This is a genomic window from Herbiconiux sp. 320_LB (assembly GCF_059691755.1).
In genome coordinates, this window is sequence record NZ_JCAWAD010000002.1 from 647,311 (window position 1) to 671,500 (window position 24,190).

General features: G+C 71.9%; 20 protein-coding genes. 9 read left to right on the forward strand and 11 right to left on the reverse strand.

Going from position 1 to position 24,190, the window contains the following annotated elements; all coding sequences use genetic code 11:
- Positions 1 to 91: 91 nt before the first annotated feature.
- Positions 92 to 538: a VOC family protein gene (locus AC59HU_RS07055; RefSeq protein ID WP_497222669.1), complete on the forward strand. Its 447-nt coding sequence runs from the start codon at positions 92 to 94 to the stop codon at positions 536 to 538.
- On the opposite strand, the gene AC59HU_RS07060 is transcribed toward AC59HU_RS07055, so the two are convergent.
- Genes AC59HU_RS07060 through AC59HU_RS07080 form a run of 5 tightly spaced genes read right to left on the reverse strand, consistent with a single transcriptional unit; the run spans position 535 to position 4,931 of the window.
- The gene (locus AC59HU_RS07060) at positions 535 to 1,554 is read right to left on the reverse strand and encodes a ketopantoate reductase family protein (RefSeq protein ID WP_497222670.1); all 1,020 of its coding nucleotides are present in this window, start codon (positions 1,552 to 1,554) and stop codon (positions 535 to 537) included. The genes AC59HU_RS07055 and AC59HU_RS07060 overlap by 4 nt on opposite strands.
- Positions 1,551 to 1,859: a Dabb family protein gene (locus AC59HU_RS07065; RefSeq protein ID WP_497222671.1), complete on the reverse strand. Its 309-nt coding sequence runs from the start codon at positions 1,857 to 1,859 to the stop codon at positions 1,551 to 1,553. Before AC59HU_RS07065 ends, AC59HU_RS07060 begins: the two co-directional genes overlap by 4 nt.
- Positions 1,856 to 2,734: an NAD(P)-dependent oxidoreductase gene (locus AC59HU_RS07070; RefSeq protein WP_497222672.1), complete on the reverse strand. Its 879-nt coding sequence runs from the start codon at positions 2,732 to 2,734 to the stop codon at positions 1,856 to 1,858. Before AC59HU_RS07070 ends, AC59HU_RS07065 begins: the two co-directional genes overlap by 4 nt.
- Entirely contained in the window at positions 2,731 to 4,146 is a 1,416-nt protein-coding gene (locus AC59HU_RS07075; protein ID WP_497222673.1) for a M24 family metallopeptidase, read from the reverse strand. The genes AC59HU_RS07070 and AC59HU_RS07075 overlap by 4 nt, the downstream gene beginning before the upstream one ends.
- Positions 4,143 to 4,931, reverse strand: a complete 789-nt coding sequence (locus AC59HU_RS07080) for an SDR family NAD(P)-dependent oxidoreductase (protein ID WP_497222674.1) — start codon at positions 4,929 to 4,931, stop codon at positions 4,143 to 4,145. Before AC59HU_RS07080 ends, AC59HU_RS07075 begins: the two co-directional genes overlap by 4 nt.
- A 217-nt stretch (positions 4,932 to 5,148) precedes the next feature.
- On the opposite strand from AC59HU_RS07080, the gene AC59HU_RS07085 reads away from it, so the two are divergent.
- Positions 5,149 to 5,856 carry a helix-turn-helix domain-containing protein gene (locus AC59HU_RS07085; protein WP_497222856.1) on the forward strand — a complete coding sequence of 236 codons (708 nt, stop codon included), beginning with the start codon at positions 5,149 to 5,151 and terminating at the stop codon, positions 5,854 to 5,856.
- Between the two features lie 187 nt (positions 5,857 to 6,043).
- Here AC59HU_RS07085 and AC59HU_RS07090 read toward each other — a convergent pair whose 3' ends face one another.
- Both AC59HU_RS07090 and AC59HU_RS07095 read right to left on the reverse strand, forming a co-directional pair.
- A complete protein-coding gene (locus AC59HU_RS07090; protein ID WP_497222675.1) occupies positions 6,044 to 7,612 on the reverse strand; it encodes a 2-oxo acid dehydrogenase subunit E2 in 1,569 nt (522 codons plus the stop codon).
- A 1-nt stretch (position 7,613) separates the two neighbouring features.
- Positions 7,614 to 9,857, reverse strand: a complete 2,244-nt coding sequence (locus AC59HU_RS07095) for a thiamine pyrophosphate-dependent enzyme (RefSeq protein WP_497222676.1) — start codon at positions 9,855 to 9,857, stop codon at positions 7,614 to 7,616.
- Positions 9,858 to 10,009: 152 nt separating this feature from the next.
- Here AC59HU_RS07095 and AC59HU_RS07100 point away from each other — a divergent pair, with 152 nt between their 5' ends.
- Both AC59HU_RS07100 and AC59HU_RS07105 read left to right on the forward strand, forming a co-directional pair.
- Complete coding sequence (locus AC59HU_RS07100) at positions 10,010 to 10,534, forward strand: VOC family protein (RefSeq protein WP_497222677.1); 525 nt, start codon at positions 10,010 to 10,012, stop codon at positions 10,532 to 10,534.
- 23 nt (positions 10,535 to 10,557) lie between these two features.
- Positions 10,558 to 11,211, forward strand: a complete 654-nt coding sequence (locus AC59HU_RS07105) for a GntR family transcriptional regulator (protein ID WP_497222678.1) — start codon at positions 10,558 to 10,560, stop codon at positions 11,209 to 11,211.
- 91 nt (positions 11,212 to 11,302) lie between these two features.
- Here the strand turns inward: AC59HU_RS07105 and AC59HU_RS07110 are convergent, their stop codons facing one another.
- On the reverse strand, positions 11,303 to 12,334 hold the full coding sequence (locus AC59HU_RS07110; RefSeq protein ID WP_497222679.1) for a ketopantoate reductase family protein: 1,032 nt from the start codon (positions 12,332 to 12,334) through the stop codon (positions 11,303 to 11,305).
- 173 nt (positions 12,335 to 12,507) lie between these two features.
- On the opposite strand from AC59HU_RS07110, the gene AC59HU_RS07115 reads away from it, so the two are divergent.
- Genes AC59HU_RS07115 through AC59HU_RS07125 form a run of 3 tightly spaced genes read left to right on the forward strand, consistent with a single transcriptional unit; the run spans position 12,508 to position 18,924 of the window.
- Positions 12,508 to 15,216 (forward strand): glutamate--cysteine ligase, encoded by a 2,709-nt coding sequence (locus AC59HU_RS07115; RefSeq protein WP_497222680.1) that lies wholly within the window; start codon positions 12,508 to 12,510, stop codon positions 15,214 to 15,216.
- The gene (locus tag AC59HU_RS07120; protein WP_497222681.1) at positions 15,197 to 16,984 is read left to right on the forward strand and encodes an N-acetylglutaminylglutamine amidotransferase; all 1,788 of its coding nucleotides are present in this window, start codon (positions 15,197 to 15,199) and stop codon (positions 16,982 to 16,984) included. Before AC59HU_RS07115 ends, AC59HU_RS07120 begins: the two co-directional genes overlap by 20 nt.
- Positions 16,981 to 18,924 carry a S9 family peptidase gene (locus AC59HU_RS07125; protein ID WP_497222682.1) on the forward strand — a complete coding sequence of 648 codons (1,944 nt, stop codon included), beginning with the start codon at positions 16,981 to 16,983 and terminating at the stop codon, positions 18,922 to 18,924. The genes AC59HU_RS07120 and AC59HU_RS07125 overlap by 4 nt, the downstream gene beginning before the upstream one ends.
- A gap of 185 nt (positions 18,925 to 19,109) precedes the next feature.
- Here AC59HU_RS07125 and AC59HU_RS07130 read toward each other — a convergent pair whose 3' ends face one another.
- The gene (locus AC59HU_RS07130; protein ID WP_497222683.1) at positions 19,110 to 20,330 is read right to left on the reverse strand and encodes an MFS transporter; all 1,221 of its coding nucleotides are present in this window, start codon (positions 20,328 to 20,330) and stop codon (positions 19,110 to 19,112) included.
- A gap of 76 nt (positions 20,331 to 20,406) precedes the next feature.
- Entirely contained in the window at positions 20,407 to 21,408 is a 1,002-nt protein-coding gene (locus tag AC59HU_RS07135; protein WP_497222684.1) for an alpha/beta hydrolase fold domain-containing protein, read from the reverse strand.
- Positions 21,409 to 21,574: 166 nt separating this feature from the next.
- On the opposite strand from AC59HU_RS07135, the gene AC59HU_RS07140 reads away from it, so the two are divergent.
- Together AC59HU_RS07140 and AC59HU_RS07145 are read left to right on the forward strand one after the other, a co-directional pair.
- On the forward strand, positions 21,575 to 22,231 hold the full coding sequence (locus tag AC59HU_RS07140) for a TetR/AcrR family transcriptional regulator (RefSeq protein ID WP_497222685.1): 657 nt from the start codon (positions 21,575 to 21,577) through the stop codon (positions 22,229 to 22,231).
- Positions 22,231 to 23,556: a glycosyltransferase gene (locus AC59HU_RS07145; protein ID WP_497222686.1), complete on the forward strand. Its 1,326-nt coding sequence runs from the start codon at positions 22,231 to 22,233 to the stop codon at positions 23,554 to 23,556. Before AC59HU_RS07140 ends, AC59HU_RS07145 begins: the two co-directional genes overlap by 1 nt.
- Before the next feature lie 92 nt (positions 23,557 to 23,648).
- Here AC59HU_RS07145 and AC59HU_RS07150 read toward each other — a convergent pair whose 3' ends face one another.
- Entirely contained in the window at positions 23,649 to 24,143 is a 495-nt protein-coding gene (locus AC59HU_RS07150) for an SRPBCC family protein (protein ID WP_497222687.1), read from the reverse strand.
- Positions 24,144 to 24,190 lie beyond the last annotated feature (47 nt).

Below are 24,190 nucleotides of genomic sequence, written 5' to 3' on the forward strand. Positions count from 1 at the left end.
TGACCGGGCTTGGCACATTCGCTGGCGGAGAGGGCCATGCATCCCGCACTCTGTTCAGTAGAACTATTCACACACGACAGAGGAGCAGACGATGACGTTCGTTCTCGAGGGCATCCATCACGTCGGGATCACGGTGCGCGATCTCGAGGTCTCGCGGGAGTGGTACTCCCGCATGTTCGGCCTGACGCCCGGCCCGGTGAACGTCGGGGAGGGGCCCGAGCTCGAGCAGGGCGTGCAGGTTCCGGATGCGCACCTCACCTTCTCGATGATCCGTATCGGTTCGACCCGCATCGAGTTCCTGGAGTACCAGGAGCCCGTGGGCGACGACTTCGACCGGCGCAACTGCGACGTCGGCGCCTCGCACGTCTGCTTCGAGGTCTCGGACATCGACGCCGCCGTCGCCGACCTCACCGAGAAGGGCGCGGTGTTCAGCAGCGGGCCGATCGAGATCACCGAGGGCGCGCTGGCGGGCTCGAAGTGGGCGTACTTCCGCGACCCGGACGGGATCCAGCTCGAGGTGTGGCAGTCGCCGCGCTAGCCGAGCGCTTCGCGCAGGCGCGGCAGGTTGTGCAGCCCCGGCACCGCGGTGCCGGCCTCGATCTCCCGCGCCAGCGCGGTGACCGCGGCGTTCACCGGTGCGGCGCGGCCCTGCGCCTCCGCCGTGCGCACGACGTGACCGTTCAGCTCGGAGACCTCGCTGCGCCGCCCCTTCGTCCAGTCCTGCAGCACCGTCGTCGTGGTGTGCGGCAGGATGAAGCCCCCGTAGAGCGTGTCGAGCAGGGTGTCGACGACCTGCTCCGGGTGCCGCACGTCGTCCGGGGTCAGCCCGAAGATCGGCACCACCGTGGCGCCGTCGGCGAGAGCGGTGTCCAGCGCCTCCTGTCCTGAGGCGAGCATGAGCTCGCGCATGCCCGGGGTCGACTCAGCCTCGGCCATCGAGAGCCCGAGCGACGCGGTCGTGACCAGCGTCGTGGCGTTGCTGACCAGCTTCATCCATTTGGCCGACCGGATGTCGTCGACGACGTCGACCCGCCCGCTGCGCGCCAGCACCTCGGCCACCTCGGGGGCCCGTGCCGCCGTCGCGGGCGACGTGCCGCCGAGCGCGAACCAGCTGCGGCTCGCATCCGAGTGCCGCTCGACGATCCCCGGCTCGAACATCGTCGACGAGATCTCGATCACGCAGCCGAGCGTGCGCTCCGGCCCCACGACCGAAGCGATCGCATCCAGGGTCATCCCGTTCTGCACGCCGACGAGCAGCCCGCCGGGTCGGAGCAGGGGCTCGATCAGGTGCGCGGCCCAGACCGAGTCGTAGGCCTTGACCAGCAGGAGCACGAGATCGAAGGGCTGCCGCAGCTCGGCCACCTGGCACAGGTGCAGCACCTCGACCGGGGTCACCTCGCTGCCCGCGGTGGTGCGCACCTCGACGCCGCGCGAGCGCATCGCCTCGACGTGCTCGGGCCACTGCTCGATGAGGGTGACGTCCAGCCCGGCGCGGGTGAGGTCGGCGCCGATCGAGGCGCCGTTCGCTCCGGCGCCGAGAACCGCGATCCTCACGAGGCCGGGTCGTACTCGTAGTCGACGACCGCGCGGTTGGCGACGTACCGGCCGGCTTCCGCCGCCGCGGCCCGGTGATCCGGATGCGCCTGGTACGCCTCGAGGTCGGCCACGGTGCGGTGCTCGGAGACGAGCACGACCGGCCAGTGCCCGTCCACCCGCCCCAGGTCGGCCTGCACCGTGAGGGCGACGACGACGTCCAGCGCGATCAGGGGCTCGAGCACCGCCTTCATCTCGGCCACGTCCTCGCGGATCTGATCGGGGTGGGAGGCCTTGAGGTCGAACGCGACGATGTGCCGGATCATGACGGCTCCACCACCTTCCGCCGGGTCACCTCGGCGATCGAGGCCCAGTCGAGATCGCCCTGGCCCTCGGCGAGCGCTGCCTCGAACACCTCGCGCAGCACGTTCTCCGACGGGAACGAGACGCCGGACGCCTCGGCCGCGTCGAGCGCGAGCCGGAGGTCTTTGAACCCGAGCTCGGTCGTGAACAGCGCCGGCGAGTAGGTGCTCGTCGCGATCAAGTTGCCGTAGCCCGAGTAGACCGGGCCGGGGAACAGGCTGTCGCCGAGCAGCTCGACGAACATCCCGGTGTCGACGCCGCGGGTCTCGAGCAGGGTGATCGACTCGGCGAGCGCCTGCAGGGCGTGGATGATCAGGTAGTTCATCCCGATCTTCACGACGTTGGCGGTTGAGGGGTCGGCGCCGAAGTCCCAGACCCGGCGGCCGATCGTCTCGAGCACGGGTCGCACCCGGGCCACCAGCTCGGGGTCGCCGGCGACCAGCACGCTGAGCGATCCGGATGCGGCGACCGTCGGCCGGCCGAGCACCGGAGCGGAGACGTAGCCCACGCCCGCGGCGGCGTGCCGCTCGGCGAGGGTGGTCGCGGCCGAGGCGCTGATGGTCGCCATGTTGACGTGCACCGCGCCGGCCGGAGCCGACGCGAGGGTCTCCTCGTCGAAGACGTCGAAGACCGCCGCCTCGTTCGAGAGCATCGAGATGACGGTCCCGGTGCCGAACGCCTCGGCGACCGAGCCGGCGCGCGAGGCACCGCTCTCGACCACGGCGTCGACCGCTTCGGGCGACCGGTTCCAGACCGCGAGGTCGTGGCCGGTCTCGAGCAGGTGGCCGGCCATCGCGGCCCCCATCGAGCCGAGACCGACGAAGCCGAGGGTGCTCATGCGCCGGGCTCGCCCCGCCCAGCGGCCGTGTTCAGGTGCGACTGCGCATCCCGCAGCGTCGGCAGCGCGCCGCCGACCGTGAAGTACCGCTTGCCGGCGACCAGCAGGTCTTCGGCGGGGAACTTCGTGATCACCTGGCAGCCGTCGGCGGTCACGATGACCTCCTCCTCGATGCGCGCGGCACCGATGCCGTCGGCCGAGGGCCAGTAGGTCTCGAGGGCGAAGACCATGCCCTCCTTGAGCTCCTCGGGGTGGTCGAGCGAGACCAGGCGCGAGAAGATCGGCTTCTCCCAGATCGACAGGCCCACGCCGTGCCCGTACTGCAGGGCGAACGCGGCCTCCTCGTCGGGGAACCCGAACTCCTGCGCCGTGGGCCAGACCTTGACGATGTCGGCGGTCGTGGCGCCGGGGCGCACCAGGGCGATCGCCCGGTCCATGTACTCGCGCGCCCGCTTGTAGGCGTCGTTCTGCGCCGAGCTCGCGGAGCCGACCGCGAAGGTGCGGTAGTAGCAGGTGCGGTAGCCGTTGAAGCTGTGCAGGATGTCGAAGAAGGCCGGGTCGCCGGGGCGGATCAGCCGGTCGGAGAAGACGTGCGGATGCGGCGAGCAGCGCTCACCGGAGATCGCGTTGACGCCCTCGACGTACTCGGAGCCGAGGTCGTAGAGCTTCTTGGAGACCAGGCCGACGCACTCGTTCTCCTTGACGCCGGGCTTCAGGAACTCGTAGAGGTCTTCGTAGGCCGCATCCACCATCGAGGCCGCCTGCGTGAGCAGCGAGATCTCGTCGGCGGTCTTGATGCGGCGGGCCTCCATGAACACCTGCTGGCCGTCGACGACCTGGATGCCGAGCTTCTGCAGCGCGAACAGCACCGGCAGCTCGATCACGTCGACACCCAGGGGCTCGTTGGCGACCCCGAACTTCTCGAGCTCGCGCTTGATCTTCTCGGCGACGCGCTCGGCGATCTCGGCGTCGGGGCTGAAGGCACCGCGGAGCGTCGAGATGCCGGCGCGCGAGCCGCCCTCCAGGCGCGGACGGACCGCGCCGTGGTGCGGGGCGTGCGGGTCGGCGTCGGCCTCGGCGGTCGTCGTGTCGAGCCAGGGGTTGAACAGGGCGTGGTGCTTGGCTGCCGAACCGAAGTCCCACATGATCGGGTCGCTGTTGCGGGTCAGCAGGCTGAACCGGATCAGTTTGTCCATCGCCCAGGTGCCGATGTGGGTCGAGGTCATGTAGCGGATGTTCGAGAAGTCGAACGCGAGCAGCGCCCCGACGTCGGAGCGGTCGAGCTCGGCCTTCAGCCGCTCGAGCCGTTCGCTGCGGAGGCGGTCGAAGTCGACGCGCTGCTCCCAGTCGACGGCGTTGGTGCCCCGGGTGGCTGTCGCCATGGTGGCGCTCGGGCCGGATTGCGTGGTCATACGAGGACCATCCCTCCATCGATCATGATCACCTGGGCCGTGAGGTAGTCCGAGTCGGACGAGGCCAGGTACAACGCGGTGCCGACGATGTCGTCGACCTTGGCCGTGCGGCCGCGGATGATGCCGCTCGCGAACTCGTCCATCGCGGACGTGCCCTTCTCCACCTCGCCGATGTCGACCAGGTCGGCGTCGAGCTTGACCCAGAGCGGGGTCTGGACGACGCCGGGCGCGAAGGCGTTGACCGTGACGTCGTGCTCGGCGAGCGCCTTGGCGGCGGACTGGGTGAGCGAGATGACGGCCGACTTGGCGGCCGAGTACGGCGCGAACGCGGGGAAGCCCTCGCGGCCGGCCATGGAGGTGGTGTTGATGATCTTGCCGCCGCCGCCCTGGGCGATGAACTGCTTGGCCGCCTCCTGGGTGCCGATCAGCACGCCGAGCGCGTTGACCTCCATGATGGAGCGCCAGTTCTCCTCGGTGACGTCGAGGAACTGCATCGGCACGTTGAAGCCGGCGTTGTTGAACCAGACGTCGATGCGGCCGAACTCCTCGACGGCGCGCTCGACCACGGCGCGCACGTCGTCGCGCACCGACACGTTCGCGCGCACACCGATGGCGCGCTGTCCCGAACCCTGCAGCTTCTCGGCCGCCGCGGTCGCGGCCTCCTCGTTCAGATCGGCGATCACGATCGCCGCGCCTTCCCCGGCGAGGGCGTTCGCGATGCCCAGCCCCATCCCGCTGGCAGCGCCCGTGACGACGACCACCTTGTCCTTCATACGATTCGCCATTGATTCGTCCCTTTCGGCATGTTCAGTCGTGCTTGCCAGTGTGTTCAGCATAGCAACACACTTCGCCCGGATGGCCCTACAAAATTAGAGAGACGGATGAGAGGGGTTCGTATACTCTTGCTGCACAAGACGTCCGACCTCAGGAGCGCTGAACAGAGGGTGCCGAGGCGGACTCGACGCAAGGAGTTGGACCATCACCGACGACATCGGGCCCCGCCTGCGCGCTGCGCGCATCGCCAAGGGCATCAGCCTCAGGAGTGTGGCCACCGCACTCGGTGTATCCGCCAGTCTCATCTCCCAGGTCGAGACCGGGAAGACCCAGCCCTCGGTGAGCACGCTCTACGCGCTGGTCAACCACCTCGGCATCTCCTTCGACGACCTGATGGCCGGCAGTGCGCACGGTTCGGCCGCTCCGGCCGAGGCGGCGCCGGCCGCCGACTCCGGTCGCGCCCCGCGCTCGCTCCCCTCGGCCGAGCCGTGGCCCGCGGGGGTCCCCGTGCAGCGTGGCGACGAGAACCCGGTGCTCGAGATGGAGAACGGGGTGCGCTGGGAGCGGCTCGCCGCGAGCCGCGACGGTTCGGTCGATCCGCTGCTGGTCACCTACGACCCCGGGGCGTCGAGCTCCATCGAGGGCCGGATGATGCGGCACAGCGGGATCGAGTACGCCTACCTGCTCTCGGGCGAGCTGACCGTGCGGCTCGACTTCGACACGTTCATCCTGCGCCCCGGCGATTCACTGAGCTTCGAGTCGGTGCGGCCGCACATGTACGTCAACGAGGGCAGCGTTCCGGCGAAGGGGCTGTGGTTCGTGGTGGGCCGCCGCGAGTTCTCGAACGAGATGCCCGACTCCGGTCAGCCCGAGCGCGCGACCGGCAACCTCAGCTCGGCCGTCGACGTGCTCCAGGCCATGGACCGCCTGGCCTGACCTCACCGCCGTCCGAACGGGCTGCTGAGAAGCGTCACACGTGCATATTGCACACATGAGCCTCCTCAGCAGCCCGTTCGTGCACCCGACGCAACAGGCCGTACTCGACGACCCGAGGTGAGACCGCCGCCGCGCAGCGACGGCGGCCTCACATGTCGCCCGCGCCGGGCAGGGACCGGCGCGGCAACTAGAGCAGTATGCTCAGCGGGTTCTCGATCCGGGATGTGAAGGCCGCCAGCCACCGCGCCGCGAGGGCACCGTCGACCGCCCGGTGGTCGACCGAGAGCGTGCAGCGCATCACCGTCGCGACGCGGATCTCGCCGTCGACCACGACCGCCTGCTCGGTCGCCGCGCCGACGGCGAGGATGCCGGACTGCGGCGGGTTCAGGATCGCCGAGAACTCCAGCGTGCCGTACATGCCGAGGTTCGAGACCGAGAAGCTGCCGCCCTCCAACTCGTGCTGCTTGAGCTTCTTCTCCTTGGCCCGGCCGACCAGTTCGCCGATCGACGCGCTGACCGCGCTGAGGCTCTTGGTGTCCACGCCGCGCACGACCGGGGTGACGAGTCCGCCCTCGGTCGCCACGGCAACCGCGATGTCGACGGCGCGGTGCATCCGCATGCCCTCGTCGCTCCAGGTGACGTTGGCCTCGGGCACCTCGGCGAACGCCGCGGCCACCGCCTTGACGACGAAGTCGTTGATCGAGACCCGCACGCCCGAGGTCGCGTTGACCTGCTTGCGCAGCGCGATCAGGTCGTCGACCCGGCACTCCGTCGTGAGGTAGAAGTGCGGAACGGTCGCCTTGCTCTCGGTGAGACGGCGGGCGATCGCCTTGCGCATGCCGCTGTGGGGCACGAGGTCCCACTCGGCGGAGGCGTCGGGCGCACTCGCCGAGGCGGCGGGCCGGGCCGGAGCGGTCGAGGAGGATGCCGGGGCTGCGGAATCGGCGGACGCCGGTGCTGCCGCTGCGGATGCCGGAGCGGCCGTCGGGGCGGCCGGCGCTGCTGCCTGCTGCGCCGCGGGCTGCGCGTTCTCGATGTCCCGGCGCACGATGCGCCCGTCGGGACCGGTGCCGGCGATGGAGGCGGGGTCGATCCCCTTCTCCTTCGCGAGCTTGCGCGCGATCGGGCTGACGAACAGTCGCGAGCCGCCCTCGGCCGAGGCCGATGTCGATGCCGGGGCCGGGGCCGACGCCGATGCGGGCGCGGCGGCGGGCTCAGACGACGACGCACCGGTGGCGGCCGCATCCGTCGCGTTCGACACGTCGGGAACGGCGGCCTGCTCGGCCTCCACCTGCGATGCCGCTTCGACGACCGGAGTCGCTCCATCCGGGTCGCGCTCGGCCTCGTCGCCCTCGGGGATCGCCGGCGTCGAACCCTCGGGCCCGGGCTCGGGAGTGGGCGCCGGACCGGACGGGGCACCCGCCGCAGCAGACGCATCCGCCGCAGCACCCGCGGCCGGCGCATCCGCCGCACCGCTCCCCCCGCCGAGCAGGGCGTCGATCTCGGCGTCACCCTCGCCCTCGGCGATCAGCACCGCGATCGGCGCACCGATCTCGCCCGACTCGCCGGGCTCGAGCAGCACGCGGCCCACGATCCCGGCGTCCTCGGAGTTGTACTCGACGACGGCCTTCTCGGTCTCGATCTCGGCTAGCGGGTCGCCCACGGCGATCGACTGGCCGGGCTCGACGAGCCACGAGGCGATCGCGGCCTCCTCCGAGCCGGCGAGCACACTGGGCATCCTGATGATGGTGGCCATCTCAGCTCTCCTTCCCTGCAGAACCGGCGGCGGAATCAGCGGCACCGGCGGAACCGGCAGCACCGCCCCCGAAGCCCGCCCGCACCCGCTCGAGGCCGAGCACGACCTCTTCGCTCCGCGCGATGGCGGCCCGCTCGAGCACCTTCGAGATGCTCGGCGACGCCTCGGATCCGGTGACCCGCTGCACCGGCTGGTCGAGCCAGTCGAAGAACCGGCGCTGGATCTCGTCCGACAGCCAGCTGCCGTACGAGGTGCCCTGGGCGCCCTGCTCGACGATCAGCACGCTGTTGGTCTTCTTGATGCTCTCGCCGATGGTGTCCCAGTCGATCGAGGCGCGGTCGAGGAAGCGGAGGTCGATCAGCTCGGCGTCGATGCCGGTCTGCTCGATCGCCTTGGCGCTCTCGCCGACCATCGAGAGGTAGCTGATCACGGTCACCTCCGACCCGGTCCGCCGGACGGCGGCCTTGCCGAACGGGATCTGGTAGTCCAGATCCTCCGGGATCTCACCGGACTCGGCGTAGAGGTCAACGTGCTCGATCATCAGCACCGGATCCTGGATCGCGAGGGCCGCGTTCATCAGACCGATGTAGTCGAAGGGCGTCGAGGCGGCCATGATCCGCCAGCCGGGGCTGGTGGCGAAGATGCCCGCCGGATCCATCAGGTGCTGCGAGCCGTAGCCCGAGCCCATGGCGACCTTGGTGCGCAGCACCAGCGGCACGGGGTTGTCGCCGCCGAACATGTGGCGGGCCTTGCCGATCTGGTTGAAGACCTGGTCGGCGGCGACCCACATGAAGTCGGGGTACATGAACTCCACGACCGGGCGGTACCGGCCGTCGAGCGCGATGCCGGCGCCGAGGCCGGCGAAGGCGTTCTCGCTGATCGGCGTGCCGAGCACCCGGCCCTCGTACTTCTCCGACAGCCCCTTGGTGGCGCCGTTGGTGCCGCCCTTGAGGCGGTGCACGTCTTCGCCGAGCACGACGATCCGGTCGTCCTCGGCCATCCGCGCATCCATCACGGCGGCGACGGCGTCGACGAACTTGCCGGTGCGCGTGGCGCCGGTGTAGTCGCCCTGCTCGAGGGTGGTGGCCTCGGCGAGCTCGCTGAGGTCGCCGCGGATGCCGACGTCGACGAAGCTCGGGTCCGGCCAGAGGTCGGGGCGGATCCGGCGCACGCCGGGCTTGCCGCCCGGGTCGGGCTCGGTGAGGGCGTCCGCGGCGCGGCGCACCGCATCCTGAGCCTGGGCGCGCACCGAGTCGAGGCCCTCGTCGTCGATCAGGCCGAGGGCCTTCATCTCGCGGCCCATGCGGGTCAGCGGGTCGCGCTCGCGCCAGGCCGCCTCCTCGTCCTTGGGCCGGTAGCCGAACGCGCTGCCGGGGTACGGGCCGTTCTGGTGGAAGAAGCGGTACACCTCGGCCTCGATCACCGCGGGACCGCGACCCGAGCGCATGTGCTCGGAGGCCTTCTCCATGGCGAGGTGCACGGCGAGCGGATCCATGCCGTCGACCCGCCAGGCCGGGATGTTGAAGCCGAGGGCGCGCGCCGAGAGCCGCGGCTCGGCGGTGACCTCGCTCACGTGCGTCGACACGGCGTACAGGTTGTTCTCGATGAAGAAGCACAGCGGCACGTTCCACGCCGCCGCGAGGTTCATCGACTCGAGCACCGAGCCGATGTTCACGGCGCCGTCGCCGAAGTAGCTCACCGTGAGGTCGGTCGTGCCGGCATGCTTCTGCGACCAGGCATTGCCCGCCCCCATCGGCACCCCGCCGCCGACGATGGCGTTGGTGCCGAGGGCGCCCGCCTCGTGCCACTGCAGGTGCATCGAGCCGCCGCGCCCGCGGCAGTAGCCCTGGGCGAGGCCGAGGATCTCGGCGAGCGTCTTCTGCAGCACCTCCTGCACGGCGTCGTTCACCAGGTGCTCGGGGTCCAGGCCCTCCGGTGCGACGTGCCCGAGGGCCTTGGCCAGGAACTGGTGGTGGCCGCGGTGCGACCCGTTGACCCCGTCGGCCGAGCGCAGGCCCACGATGGATCCGACCGCCCCGCCCTCCTGCCCGATGGAGGAGTGCGCGGGGCCGTGCACGAGGCCGGCACCGGCCAGGTCGAGCACGGTCTCCTCGAAGGCGCGGATCAGATGCAGCTGACCGAGCATGGTGGCCAGGAGCGCCGGATCGGCGGCCTTCCAGTCGGCGGACGTGGTGCGCAGTTCGACCCAGTCAGAACCCGGGTGCAGGCGCTTCTCGCGTGGCATTCCACTTTCTCCTTCGATCGTGGGAAATGCAGGTACACCAGCACGCTACTTCGCGAATGGATACATTTCAACCCTTTTGCTTCGACTTTGTGGCGAGTATCGTCGGCGATGGATACATCCTGACCGTAGATCTGACGCAAAGAGGCGTGACCATGCCCATCCCCACCCTGCGAGGCGCCGAGCACCTCGGCTTCACCGTGCCCGACCTGGAGGAGGCCCACCGCTTCTTCGTCGACGTCGTCGGGGCCGAGCACATCTACTCCCTCCCCGCCATGCGCAAGGACGACGACTGGATGCAGGAGCACCTCGACGTCGACCCCCGCGCCGTCGTGAACGAGATCCGCTTCTACCGCACGGGCCACGGGGCCAACTTCGAGGTCTTCGAGTACGAGCCCACCGCCGATCAGCGGCCGCAGCCGCGCAACAGCGACATCGGCGGCCACCACATCGCGTTCTACGTCGACGACCTGGATGCGGCGGTCGCCTACCTGCGCGAGTCCGGCATCCGCGTGCTCGGCGAGCCCACCGCGTCGAAGAACGCCTCGGCGGGCCAACGCTGGGTCTACTTCCTCAGCCCGTGGGGCATGCAGTTCGAGTTGGTCAGCTACCCGGACGGCAAGGCGTACGAGAAGGACGCCCCGGTGCTGCTCTGGCACCCGGCCCGCCCCGCGGAGTGACCCGCCGCTAGGCTTGCCGCGTCATGAGTGCGATCAGCGAGAACGTCGCGAGCCACCGCATCGCGGATGCGCTGCGCACCGAGATCCTCGACGGCGCGCTCGAGCCGGGCACCCGCATCCGCCAGGAGGATCTCGCCGAGCGCTTCGGCGCGAGCCGCATCCCGGTGCGCGAGGCGATCCGGATGCTCGACGCCGACGGCCTGATCACCATGGTCTCGAACTCGGGGGCCTGGGTCTCGCGGCTCTCGCTCGCCGAGTGCACCGAGGCCTACTCGATCCGCGAGCGGCTCGAACCGCTCCTGCTGCGCTCGAGCCTGCCCGGGCTCGACGAGGGCACGCTCGAACGGCTCGGCGCCCTCGCCGACGAGATGCAGGCGAACACCGACGTCGACGCCTTCATGCGGCTCGACCGCGAGTTCCACCTGCTGAGCTACTCGGGCGCGACCCAGGGCGGCTACCTGTGGGAGATCATCCACCGGCTCTGGAACACCACGCAGCACTACCGCCGCGCCTACGCGAACCTCGTGGGCGTGGGCCTGGAGGTGACCCACATGGAGCACCACCTGCTCGTCGACTGCCTGCGGCGGCGGGATGCGGACGACGCCGAACGGGTGCTCGTCACCCACATCAGGCGTACGCGGCTCGAGCTCGAGCGGCATCCGGACATCTTCGCGTGACGGTCGTGTACGAACGAGCTGAAGATCGTCGGTATACGTGCAATATGCACGTATAAGCGCGTTCAGCAGCCCGTTCGGACACCAACCGTCCTCAGCCGACGCGCTCGCCGACCAGTAGCTCGATGTTCTCGGGCTTGCGCTCGAGCTCGCCGGCCTCGATCCGCCGGGCCAACTCGACCACGAGCTCGTTGGCCGGAGCGGAACCGCCGACCTTCGCCTGCTCGTCGACGACCAGCCCGTTGATCTCGTGCACCTCGTTGCGGCGCCCCTTCATCCAGTCCTGGAGGGAGGTGGTGCGGGTCGTCGGCGACGAGAAGCGGCGCAGCACCTGCTCGAACAGCTGCTCGGCGAAGACGTCCGGGTCGTCGAGCGCGGCCTCGGTCATGCCGAAGATGGGTCGCAGCCTGCTGCCCGAGGCGACCGCGGTGCGGGCGGCCTCGCTGCCGCAGCGCAGCATGAACTCGTACATGCCGGGCACCTGCACCGCCTTGGCCAGCTCGAGGTCGAGGATCGCCGACGGCACCAGCTCGGCGGCGTTGACGATCAGCTTGCCCCACTTCGAGGAGCGGATGTCGTCGGAGACCTCGACGGTTCCCGCGTGACCGAGCACCTCCGCCACCTCGTGCTCGCGGCCCTGCACGGCCGGGTGGATGCCGCCGATCGCGAACCAGGCGTGCTCGGGCGGCGTCTCGCGGTTGACGACCCCGGGCTCCCACATGTTGGAGGCGACCTCGATGACGGCGCCGAGCGTGCGCTCGGGGCCCATGATGTCGGCGATGTCGTCGAGCGACATGCCGTTCTGCAGACCGACGACCAGTCCGGTGGGCTTCACCAGCGGCTTGATCAGCTCGCAGGCCCACCGGGTGTCGTAGGCCTTCACCACGATGAAGACGATGTCGAAGGGCTCGCGCAGCTCGGCGACCTCGTAGAGGTGGCGCACCTGCACCCGCGTGTTCTCGGTGCGGTCGGGCATCTTGACCGTGATGCCGTTCTCCCGCATGGCCTCGACGTGCGCGGGCCACTGCTCGATGAACGTGACGTCGAGGCCGGCACGGGTGAGGTCGGCGGCGATGCCGGCGCCGTTGGCGCCCGTTCCGACGAAGGCGATCTTGGGGGAGGTCATCGGCGCTGATACCTGCTTTCCGTTCGCTGTTAATGAACAGTTGCCATGCTAACCCGGGCCAGATGTCGGTGAATAGGGGTCGGGCGTTCATTTGAGCTACACATTCCGGCGGCCTCGCTTGCAATCCGGTCGGAGTTCGGACAGGCGTCGCCCGACCGCCGTAGGGTGTGCCCATGGCAGCGGAGTTGACGCTTGGCGCAGAAGAAGAGCTCCACCTGATCGATCTCGGTAGCGGGAAGCTGTCGGCGCGCGCGCCGCAGATCCTGTCCCGGCTCCCTACGGAGAACTACTCCGCCGAGATCCAACGCACCACGGTCGAGACCAACACCGACGTGGTCTCCGGGCTCGACGGGCTCCGCGAGGAGATCCTCCGGCTCCGCCGCGGGGTGATCGAGGCCGCGGCGCCCGACGACGTCGGCATCGCCTGCGTGGGCACGGCCCCGCGCAGCGAGTTCGCCGACTTCGAGCTCACCACGACCGGCCGGTACGGGCGGATGCAGGAGCAGTACCGCCTGCTGGTCGACGAGCAGCTGATCTGCGGCACGCAGATCCACGTCGGGGTGTCCGACCGGGATCTCGCCGTCGACATCGCGCAGCGGGTGGCCCGCGACCTCCCGGTGCTCCTGGCCGTCTCGGCGAGCTCGCCCTACTGGAACGGGCACGACACCGGCTACTCCAGCATCCGCTCGATCATCTGGCAGCGCTGGCCGAGCGCCGGTGCGACCGGCCCGCTCGGCTCGGCCGCCGAGTACGACGAGCTGCTGGCCGACCTGCTCGCCACCGGCGTGATCGCCGACAGCAAGATGGCCTACTTCGAGGTGCGCCCCTCCTCGCACGCGCCGACCCTCGAGCTGCGGGTCTGCGACGCCTGCCCGATCGTCGACGACGCCGTGCTGATCGCGGGGCTGTTCCGTGCCTCGGTGCGGGCCGCCGAGCTCGACATCGAGGCCGGGCTGCCGTTCGTGCCCCAGGCCGCCCCCGTGCACCGGGCCGCGATGTGGCAGGCCGCGCGCAGCGGACTCACGGGCGATCTGCTCGACGACACCGCGCATCCGCGACCCACCGCCGCCGCCCACGCGGTGCGGCACCTGATCCGGCGCCTGCGCCCCCAGCTCGAGGAGCTCGGCGACTACGAGCAGGTCTCGACCCTGGCCGAGACCCTCCTCGCCCGCGGCAACTCGGCCGACCGCCAGCGCGCCGCCTTCGCCGAGCGCGGCGACCTCGCGGCCGTGGTCAAGCTCGTGGTCGAGGAGACGCACGGACCGGCGAGCGGCATCCCGCCCGCGGCCCCGGCGCTGCGCACCTACCGCACCCGCGCGGGCGACGAGGCGGTCGGGCCGGGCTCCCGGCCGCGGCCCGCCTACGAGGCGATCGTCGCCCACTACGAGCAGCTCGACCCGGCCCTCGTCGCCGAGCGGATGGCGGCGGTCACCGCCTGGACGCGCGAGCACGGCCTCACCTTCGGCGTCGACGGCGAGGTGCGCGACTTCGAGGTCGACCTGGTGCCCCGCGTCATCCAGGCGCACGAGTGGAAGCAGATCGGCGCCGGCCTCACGCAGCGGGCCCGCGCGCTCGAGGCCTTCCTCGACGACATCTACGGCGAGCAGAAGATCGTGGCCGACGGGTTGCTGCCCGAGAACGCGATCCGGGATGCGCCGGGCTGGCGGGACGAGGCCAGGTCGATCCCGAACGGCACGGTGCGGGCGCCGGTGATGGGCTTCGACCTCGTGCGCAACGAGTTCGGCGGCTGGCGCGTGCTCGAGGACAACCTGCGCAACCCGAGCGGAGCGGCCTACTCGGTCGCCATCCGGCAGCTGATGGACGCGGTGGCGACGGCTCCCCGACCGGCGGGGATGCTCGACCCCTCGAGCCTGCCCGACCTCCTGCGGCGGTCGGTGCTGCCGGCCGGCGGGGTCGGGGCGCTCGTCTCCACCGGCCCGGCGAGCACGGCCTGGTTCGAGCACCGCTCGCTGGCCGAGGGCGCCGGGCTGCGGCTGCTCGGCGTCGACGACCTCGAGGTGCGCGACGGCCGGGTGCGCGACGGCCGGGTGCACGACCGCACCGACGGCGCCGCGCTGGACGCGCTGTACCTCCGGCTCGACGTCGAGCTGCCGGATGCGGCGGACTCCTCCGGCGCCCCGATCGGCGCCGCCGTGATGGAGGTCGCGGCCGCCGGGCGGGTGTTCCTCGCCAACGCCCCCGGCAACGGGATCGCCGACGACAAGGCGATGTACTGCAACGTGCCCGGCCTGATCGGCTATTACCTCGACGAGCGCCCGCTGCTGGAGCAGGTGCCCACCTACCGCACCAGCGACGAGACCGAGCGGCGGGGCGTGCTCGAACGGGTCGGCGAGCTGGTGACCAAACCGGTGGACGGGCACGGTGGCCAGGGGGTGCTGATCGGGCCGGCCGCGACCGCCGCCGAGGTGGCCGCCCGGCGGGCCGAGATCGCCGCCGACCCGGCCGACTGGGTCGCGCAGGAGGTGGTGGCGCTGTCGTCGCATCCGACCTTCATCGAGCGGGCCGGGGAGGTGCTGCCCGGTGCGGCCGCGCCGGCCTCGCTGCTGGAACCGCGGCACGTCGACCTGCGCGTCTTCGTCTACGCGACGCCCGACGGCTGGGAGCTGGCCGACCTCGCACTCACCCGGGTCGCGCCCGAGGGGAGCATGGTCGTCAACTCCTCGCGCGGTGGCGGCGCGAAGGACACCTGGATCGTCACCGAGGAACCGCCCCTCGTGGTGGCGGATGCGGCGCGGCGGGCGGCGGAGCGGGTGAGGGGATCCGCCCCCGGGCCCGCCGACGCCCCCGGCCCCGCCGACTCCCCCGGCACCGCTCACGCCCCCGACGCGGAGGAGGTGCCCGATGTGCGGCATCGCGGGTGAGCTGCGGTTCGACGGCCGGGGTGCCGACGTCGGCGTCGTCGAGCGGATGACCGCCTGCCAGGTGCACCGCGGGCCGGACGGCTCAGGACTCTGGTCGCACGACGGGGTCGCCCTCGGCCACCGCAGGCTCTCGATCATCGACCTCAGCGCCGCGGGCAGCCAGCCGATGATCGACCTCGACCTCGGGCTCTCGATCGTCTTCAACGGCTGCATCTACAACCACCGCGACCTGCGCGCCGAGCTCGCGGGGCACGGCCACCGCTTCTTCTCCGGCTCCGACACCGAGGTGATCGGCAAGGCCTACGCCCAGTGGGGCAGCGACTGCGTCGACCATCTGCTCGGCATGTTCGCGTTCGTGATCGTGGAGCAGGCATCCGGTCGCATCATGATGGCCCGCGACCGCCTCGGCATCAAGCCGCTCTACCTCGACGAGCGGCCCGGCCGGCTGCGGTTCGCCTCGACCCTGCCCGCGCTGCTGCAGGCCGGCGACGTCGACACCTCGATCGACCGCACGGCGCTGGAGTACTACCTCACCTTCCACTCCGTCGTGCCGGCGCCGCGCACGATCCTGAACGGCATCACCAAGCTGCCGCCCGCCACCGTGCGCCTGATCGACGCCGACGGGCGGAGCACCGACCACGTTTACTGGCGCCCCGAGTTCGAGCGCGACCCGGGGCGCGCCGACTGGACCGGCCGTGACTGGGAGGAGGCGCTGATCACGAGCCTCCGCACCTCGGTCGAGCGGCGGATGGTCGCCGACGTGCCGGTCGGTGTGCTGCTCTCCGGCGGCATCGACTCGAGCCTCGTCGTGGCGCTGCTCGCCGAGGCCGGGCAGAGCGATCTCGCGACCTTCAGCATCGGCTTCGACTCCGCCGGCGGCGAGTCCGGCGACGAGTTCGAGTACTCCACCCTGGTCGCCGAGCGGTTCGGCACCGACCACCACCGGATCGCGATCGACAGCGCGCGGCTGCTCCCCGGGATCGACGGCGCCGTGCGCGCGATGAGCGAGCCCATGGTCAGCCACGACTGCGTGGCGTTCTACCTCCTGTCGGAGGACGTGTCGAAGTCGGTGAAGGTCGTGCAGTCGGGCCAGGGCGCCGACGAGGTGCTCGGCGGCTACGACTGGTACCCGCCGCTGGCCGGGGTGCCGCGCCCACAGGCCGCCGAGGCCTACGCCGAGGTGTTCTTCGACCGGCGCCGGCCCGCGCTCGGCGACCTGCTCGCGCCGGCCTGGCTCGATGCGACCTCGGATGCGGCGACCGACTTCATCCGGGCCCGGTTCGCCGAGCCGGGCGCCGAGACCTCGGTGGATGCGGCGCTCCGCAACGACACGACGATCATGCTCGTCGACGACCCGGTGAAGCGGGTCGACAACATGACGATGGCGTGGGGGTTGGAGGCGCGGGTGCCCTTCCTCGACCACGAGTTCGTGGAGCTGGTCGCGCGCATCCCCCCGGAGCTGAAGCTCGCCGACGGCGGCAAGGGCGTGCTCAAGCGGGCCAGCCGCGGCATCGTGCCGGACGAGGTGATCGACCGCACGAAGGGGTACTTCCCGGTGCCGGCGATCCGGCAGCTCGAAGGGCCGTACCTCGATCGCGTGCGCGAGGCGCTGACCGATCCGGCCGCCCGTTCGCGCGGGCTCTACGACGGGAGTACCGTCGAGCGGATGCTCAGGACACCGAACGAGACGCGCACCACCCTCGGCTCCAACGCGCTCTGGCAGCTCGCGCTGCTGGAGATGTGGCTGCAGGAGCAGGGCATCCGATGACGGGACGGCACGCGGCCGTGGGCAGCGGGGCCGAGGTGCCGGTCGGGACCGGCGGCGACGAGCTCGCCGCCGCCCTCGTCGGCGCCTGGGGCAGCTGGGGGCCCTCGATGACCCCGGACGCCGATCGGGTCGCCTTCCTCAGCGACCGGGGCGGCTCGCCCGAGGTCTGGGTGCAGGACGTCGCGCCCGGTGCGACGGCCTCCCGCATCTCGTTCACCCACGATCCCGTCGTCGCGGTCAGCTGGTCGGCCGACTCGGCCTGGCTCGCCTGCGCCGTCGCGACCGACGGCGGGGTGCGCACCCAGGTCTGGGTGGTGCGCCCCGACGGCAGCGACGCCCGCCGCATCTCCGGCCCGCCCGAGCGGCACGCCGAGCTCGGGCCCTGGACCAGGAGCGGCCACCGCGTCGTCGTGACCGTGCCCTCCACCGAGGTCGCCGAGCCGACCCGCTCGTACCTGGCCGATCCGCTCACCGGAGAACTGCATCCGCTCGCCGAGGGCGAGCTCATCCACGTGCTCGACCTGTCGGCCGCCGAGCGCATGCTGGTGCTGCGCGACGGGCGGCGCGGGCACGAGTTCGCGGTGGTCGTCGACCGGGAGACCGACACCGATCATCCGGTGATGCCGCACCCGGCGACCGGGGCGACGGATGTCGCGTTCATCCGCCCCTCGCCCCCCGGTCAGGATGCGCCCGCGGTCGTCTACGCGGCCACCGAGGTCGGGCTGCCCCGGCGTCAGCTCGTGGCGATGCCCGTCGACCCGGACGACTGGAGCCGCGCACCCGTCGTGCTCGCCGAGCGACCCGACGCCGAGCTCGAGGAGCTGGATGCGGATGACGCGGGCCGGCTGCTGCTGCTGGTCTGGAACGTGGCGGGACGCAGCGAGCTCGAACTCTACGACACGGCGACCGGTGCGTCGCGGGCGGTGCCCGGGCTGCCGGGGGCCGTGGCGACGAGTCCAGTGCTCAGTCGCGACGGATCGCGGGTGCTGCTCGCGGTCGAGGGGCCGACCCGGCCGCGCGAGCTCTGGCAGCTCGAGACGGATTCGCTGCGCTGGTCGCGGGTGAGCGACGTGCCGCGGTTGCCCGAGGTCGCGCTCGTGGAGCCGACGCTCGAGCGGTTCGCGTCGGCCGACGGGCTCGAGATCACGGGGTGGCTGTATCGGGGTGCGGGTTCTGGCGCGGGTGAGGGTGCCGGCGGTGGCCAGAGTGCGGGAGCCGGCGCGGTTGCCGGTGCCGACGCCGGTGCCGGTGCGGGTGCCGGTGCCGCGATGCTGCATCTGCACGGAGGGCCCGAGTCGCAGGAGCGGCCGACGTTCAGTCCGCAGCACCAGGTGATGGCCGCATCCGGGATCACGGTCTTCGCGCCCAACGTGCGCGGGTCGTCGGGCTTCGGGCGGGAGTTCGTGCATGCCGACGACGTGCGGAAGCGCCAGGGCGCGTTCGACGACGTGACCGCGGCGGCCCGGATGCTCGTGGAGCGCGGCATCGCCGACCCGGCACGGATCGCGGTCACCGGTCGTAGCTACGGCGGCTACCTGACCCTCGCGGCGCTCGCCTTCACGCCCGGGGTCTTCGCGGCCGGGGTGGACATCTGCGGCATGTCGCACCTGCTCACCTTCTACGCCGAGACCGAGCCGTGGATCGCGGCGGCGGCGGTGACGAAGTACGGGCATCCGGAGCACGACAAGAAGTTCCTCCGGTCGATCTCGCCGTTGGCGAGGGCCGAGCGGATCGAGGTGCCGTTGCTCGTGGTGCACGGGGAGCTCGACACGAACGTGCCGATCGGGGAGGCGCACCGGATCGTGGCGGCGCTCCGCGAGCTGGGGCGCCCGGTCGAGTACCTCGAGCTGGCGGGTGAGGGGCACGAGTACCGTCGCGCCGACTCGCGGCTGCGGCTGGTCGTGGCGATGCGCGACTTCCTGGCCGCGGCCCTCCGCTAGCCCCGCCCCGCTTCGCGGCCCCACCTTGCGGCCCCACGGTCCGACGCCCCCACCCCTCTCCCCGCCCCAACCCACACTTCGCCGAGAAGTCACCTTTACGTCCAAAACGCCGGGTTTGGACGTAAACGTGACTTCTCAGCGGGATGAGGGAGGGGTGGGGCGCGCGGGTATGAGCGGGGCGGGGGTCAGGCGGGGGCGGGGACGAGGGCGCGAGCGCGGGGCATGCGGAGGGCGAAGACCGCCGCCGCCGCCATGAGCACGAAGGCCGAGGCGAACGCGGCCGGGAACCCGAAGGCGTCGACGAGCAGGCCGGCGACGAGCGGGCCCGCGATGGCCCCCGCATCCGCCACCGCCTGGAAGACCGCGACGGGCTGGCCGCCCCGCCCGCCCGCGGCATCCCCCACCGAGGCCGCCGGCGCCGTGCCCATGAACGCGGCCGCGACGCCGTAGACGCAGAGCAGCACGATCAGCACCCCGATGTTGGGCACGAACGGGATCGCGAGCATGACCACGGCGCCCACCGCGAACGAGGCGACGATCGCGGGGCGCCGGCCGACCGAGTCGACGAAGCGGCCCGCCGGCAGCAGCGCCAGGGTCTGGGCGACGGCGGCGACCGCGAAGGCGATGCCCGTCCACGCGGGTTCGCGGTGCAGCAGCTCGACGACGAGCACCGGCACGAGCGCGCTCCGCACGCCCATCGCGGCCCAGCCCTGCGCGAGGTTGGCGAGCAGGGCGGACTGGTACCGCGGATCCTTCAGCACCTGCCGCATCGGCCGCGGAGCCTCACGTGGTGCCGATGGGTCGACGGGGGCGTGGCGCTTGAGCAGGGCGAGCCCGACGATCCCGGCGACGACGAGGGTGCCGGCGTAGAAGAAGAACGGCGCGTGCAACGAGATGCCCGAGAGCAGCCCGCCGACCGCGGGGCCCGCCATGCCGCCGATCAGGAACCCGCCCTGGTAGAACCCGACCGCCCGGCCGCGCACCTGGGGCGAGGTCGAGGCGAGCAGCAGGGTCATCGCCGAGACCGAGAACATGGCCGAGCCGATGCCGCCGGCGCCGCGGAGGAGGAGCACCTGCGGGTAGTCCTGCGCGAGGCCGACGAGGGCGCTGGAGAGGGCGACGATGCCGATGCCGGTCGCCAGGATGACGCGTTCGCCCGCGAAGTCGATCAGCTTGCCCACGAAGGGGTTGGCGACGAGCCGCATCACGGCGAAGGCCGAGACGACCGCGCCGACCTCGAAGTAGCCGACGCCGAAGCTGCGCACGTAGACCGGCAGCACGGGCACGACCACGCCGAACCCGAGCATCACGAAGAAGGCGACGACCCCCAGCACCACCACGTCGCGGGGCAGCGCGGGGCCGTTGCCCCAGGCGAGACGGCGGATGAGGGTGGATGCGCGGGACACCGCTCCAGCGTACGTCCCGCCACCGACGCCGGCCGCCCCCGGCGGCGCCGGCCTCTCCTCCCGCTCGCCGGCCTGGTCAGTCGCGGGGGACGGCGGAGGCGAACCAGGCGAGGGCATCCCGGGCCTCGGGCGTGAAGGTGGCTCCGACGAAGTCGTGGAAGCCGTCGGGGTAGATGCGCAGCTGGGCATCGGTACCGGCCGCCCGCGCCCGTCGGGTGAAGGCGGAGACATCGGGCACCAGGAGCTCCTTCCCGCCGACCACCGCGCGAATCGGCGGCAACCCCGCGAGCGTGTCGGTGATCGGGCTGACGAGCGGGTCGTCCGCAGCGCGCGAGCCGCGCCACAGCTCGCCGGCCAGTCTCAGGGTGCCGACCCCGAGCATCCGGTCGCGGGCCTCGAGCGGCGGGATGGCGGGGTTCTCGAGGCGCACGTCGACCCACGGCGAGATCAGCAGGAGGGCGTCGGGGGCGGCGCCCCCGCCGCCCGACCCCGGCCCCGCCGTCCCGGCCGCAGCCGCGAGCGCCGCCCGGTCGCGGAGGTCGATCGCGAGCGCGAGAGCGAGGCCGCCCCCGGCCGAATCGCCGGCGAGCACCACGGGCGCCCGACGCCCGCTCCCCGACGCACCGGGCGACACGCTCGGGGCGGCCAGCCCGGAGCCCGACGCCCGCGCATCCACCTCGGCGTAGACCTCGCGCAACAGCGGCAGCGCGTCGTCGACGGTGTGCCAGGGCGCGAGCCCGTAGAGCGGCACGGTCACGCGGGCGTCGAGACGCCGCACCAGCTGCTCGACGATCGCCCAGTGCGCGCCGAGCAGCGGGTTCACGTAGGCGCCGCCGTGCAGGTAGACGAGCTCGACGGCCGGTTCGCGGTCGCGCGGCGTGAGGGTGATGACCGGGCGCCCCACCCGGGTCGTGGTCTCGATGCGGCAGAGGCGTTCGAGCCGCTTCGGGATGCGCGCGGGCTCCGGGTACGGCCGGGCGAACCAGGCGGCGCGCCTCTCCGCGGGTTCGGCGCGACCGCGGCGGGCCGAGAAGACGAGGCCGGCGGCGATCCGGGTGAGGCGCATCGCGAGGGTCATCCCGGCTCCGTTCCGACGGCTCGCGCCGCCACTCGTCACCGTACTCCGGGTCGCGCGCGAGCTGCGTGTCTCGACGGGCCGCCGCAGGACGCGGCGGGCCGCCGCGGGTGTTGCCGCATGCCCACCGACTTGGGTACAGTCTGACTGTAGTCACCGAGGAGGGGTCATGAACGAGAGCGCCGCACGCTTCCCGAAGCGATCCGCCCGGGCCGCCCGCACCCGCGCGGCCATCATCGCCGCGGCATCGACCCTGTTCGAGCAGCGGGGCTTCGCCGGCACGACGATGAAGGCGATCGCCGAGACGGCGGGGGTGTCGGTCGAGTCGGTGTACGCGATGGGCTCCAAGTCGTCCCTGCTCGCCACGGCCATGACGGTCGCCTTCGCGGGCGCCGAGGGCGACCGCCCGCTCGCCGACGAACCGGCCTACGCGGCCGTGTTCGGTCTCGCCGACCTGGGCGAGGCCCTCGACGCCTACGCCGATCTGGTCAGCGACTCGATCGCCCGGTCGGACGCCCTCTGGCGCACGGCCCGCGCCGCCGCCGACGCCGAACCGGACATCCGCACGCTGTTGGACGCATCCCGTGCCCGTCGGCACGCGGATCTCGCGATGGCCGGCCCGTGGCTGGTCTCCCGCGGCGCGATCGCCGCCGACGAGGTCGAGTACGCCACCGCGACCGTGTCGGTGCTCGTGTCGCACGAGGTGTACGAGCACCTGATCGACGACTTCGGCTGGACCCGGACGCAATACACGACCTGGTTGCGTGCCTCCCTCCGGCGTCTCGCCCTCCCGCATCCCGCACCCCCGATCGAACGGAACGACTGATGGCAACCGTGCTGCTGTGCGCCAACCCCCTCTACGGGCACGTCAACCCGCTCCTGACGATCGGCCGCGACCTCGCCGCCCGGGGGGATCGCGTGATCATGCTGACGGGCTCCCGGTTCGCCGAGGCCGTGGCCGCGAGCGGCCTCGAGTTCCGGTCGCTGCACGGCGCCGCGGATCTCGACGAGCGCGACCCCTCCTCCTTCATCCCCGATGCGGCGCGGTACTCGGGCATCGCCCTCTCGCAGTACCAGATCGAGGGCACGTTCATCCGGCCGATCCCGGCCCAGTGGGCGGCGCTGTCGGAGGTGCTCGCCGCGGAGCCGATCGACATCGTGCTGATCGACAGCCTGTTCGCCGGCGCGCTGCCCCTGCTGCAGCGCGAGCGCGGCGAGCGGGTGCCGGTGCTGGCCGTGGGGATCGGGCCGTTGGCGCAGCTCAGCGTCGACACCCCGCCGTTCAACTCGGGGATCCGGATGGCCTCCGGTCCGCTCGCGCGTCTGCGCAACCGGGCCCTGAACGAGATGGCGCGCCGGGTGTTCTTCGCCCACGCGCAGAAGCTCGCCGGCCGACTCCTGGTCGAGGCCGGCGGGCGGAAGCCGGACGGGTTCGTGGTCGACTTCTCGAGGCTCCCCGATCGCTACCTGCACCTCGGCCCGCGCGAGTTCGAGTACGACCGCCGCGACCTCTCCGAGAACGTGCGGTTCGTCGGCGCCCTGCCCCCCACGACCGCTGCGGGCCGGCGCTCGGCCCCGGAGCTTCCGGCCTGGTGGTCGGATCTGGCCGACGCGCGCCACATCGTGCACGTCACCCAGGGCACGCTCGACAACCACGACCCGACCGCGGTCATCCGCCCGACGATCGACGCCATGGCCGACCTCGACCTGCATGTCGTGGTGTCGACCGGAGGCGCGCCCGTCGACCGGCTGGGGGCGCTACCGTCGAACGTGCGGGCGGCGGAGTTCCTGCCCTACGACCGGCTGCTGCCGATGTGCGACGTGATGGTCACGAACGGCGGCTACGGCGGCACGATGGCGGCCCTGTCGGCGTCGGTGCCGCTCGTGGTCGCGGGTGCCGCCGAGGACAAGCCGGAGGTCGCCGCACGCGTCGAGTACTTCGGCGCCGGGATCGACCTGCGCACCGGGCGACCGGATGCCGACGCCGTGCGCGACGCGGTGCTGCGGGTGCTGGTCGACGACTCGTATCGGCAGAACGTCGCCGAGCTCGGCCGGGCGATCGCCGGCTACGACACCTTCTCGCTCATCCGTGCCGAGGTGGATGCGGTGCTCGGCGCGTCCGAGAGCAGCCGCGACGACGGGGCGCGCTGAGGGGGGGGGGGGGGGCGGCCGGGCTCGACCCAGGGGGCGGGGGCTCAGCGGGGCGGCCGCTCACCAGTCCCGGCTCAGGGTGCCCCGGCGGCTCAGCGGGGCGGGGCGGGCGCGCACACCGCCGCGAGCACGAGCGGGTCCGTACATCCGCCTGCGAAGCCGCGGATGCGCCGATCCATGTCGCGCTGCAGCACCACGGCGCCGATGCGCTCCGCCAGGGGCGCGAGCCACTTCGGTCGGCAGGCGAAGTTGTAGCGCCAGACGGCGAGGGTGCTCGCGGGGTCTCCGGCGACGGGGGTGAACTTCCAGCCGCCGGCCAGTCGCTCGAAGAACCAGGAGCCCTTCGTCATCTTCATGCCCACGTTCGACGGCGGGTTGTAGGAGACGTACTCGCTCTCCATCCGGAAGCCGAAGCGCTGCACGGTGAACGTCCTCACGCCCTTGGCCGGCAGGGTCGCGCCGCCGACGAAGAACTGGCGGCGGATGAAGGGGTCCCACCGCTTGCGGGTCGCGCCGGTGGTCTGCGAGACCGCGAACGCGACGTCCACCGTCACCGGCACGACGCAGCGGGACTCGACGACGGGCATGCCCTCATCGTGGCACGGCCGCCGGGCGGACGCATCGTGGGGGTGGG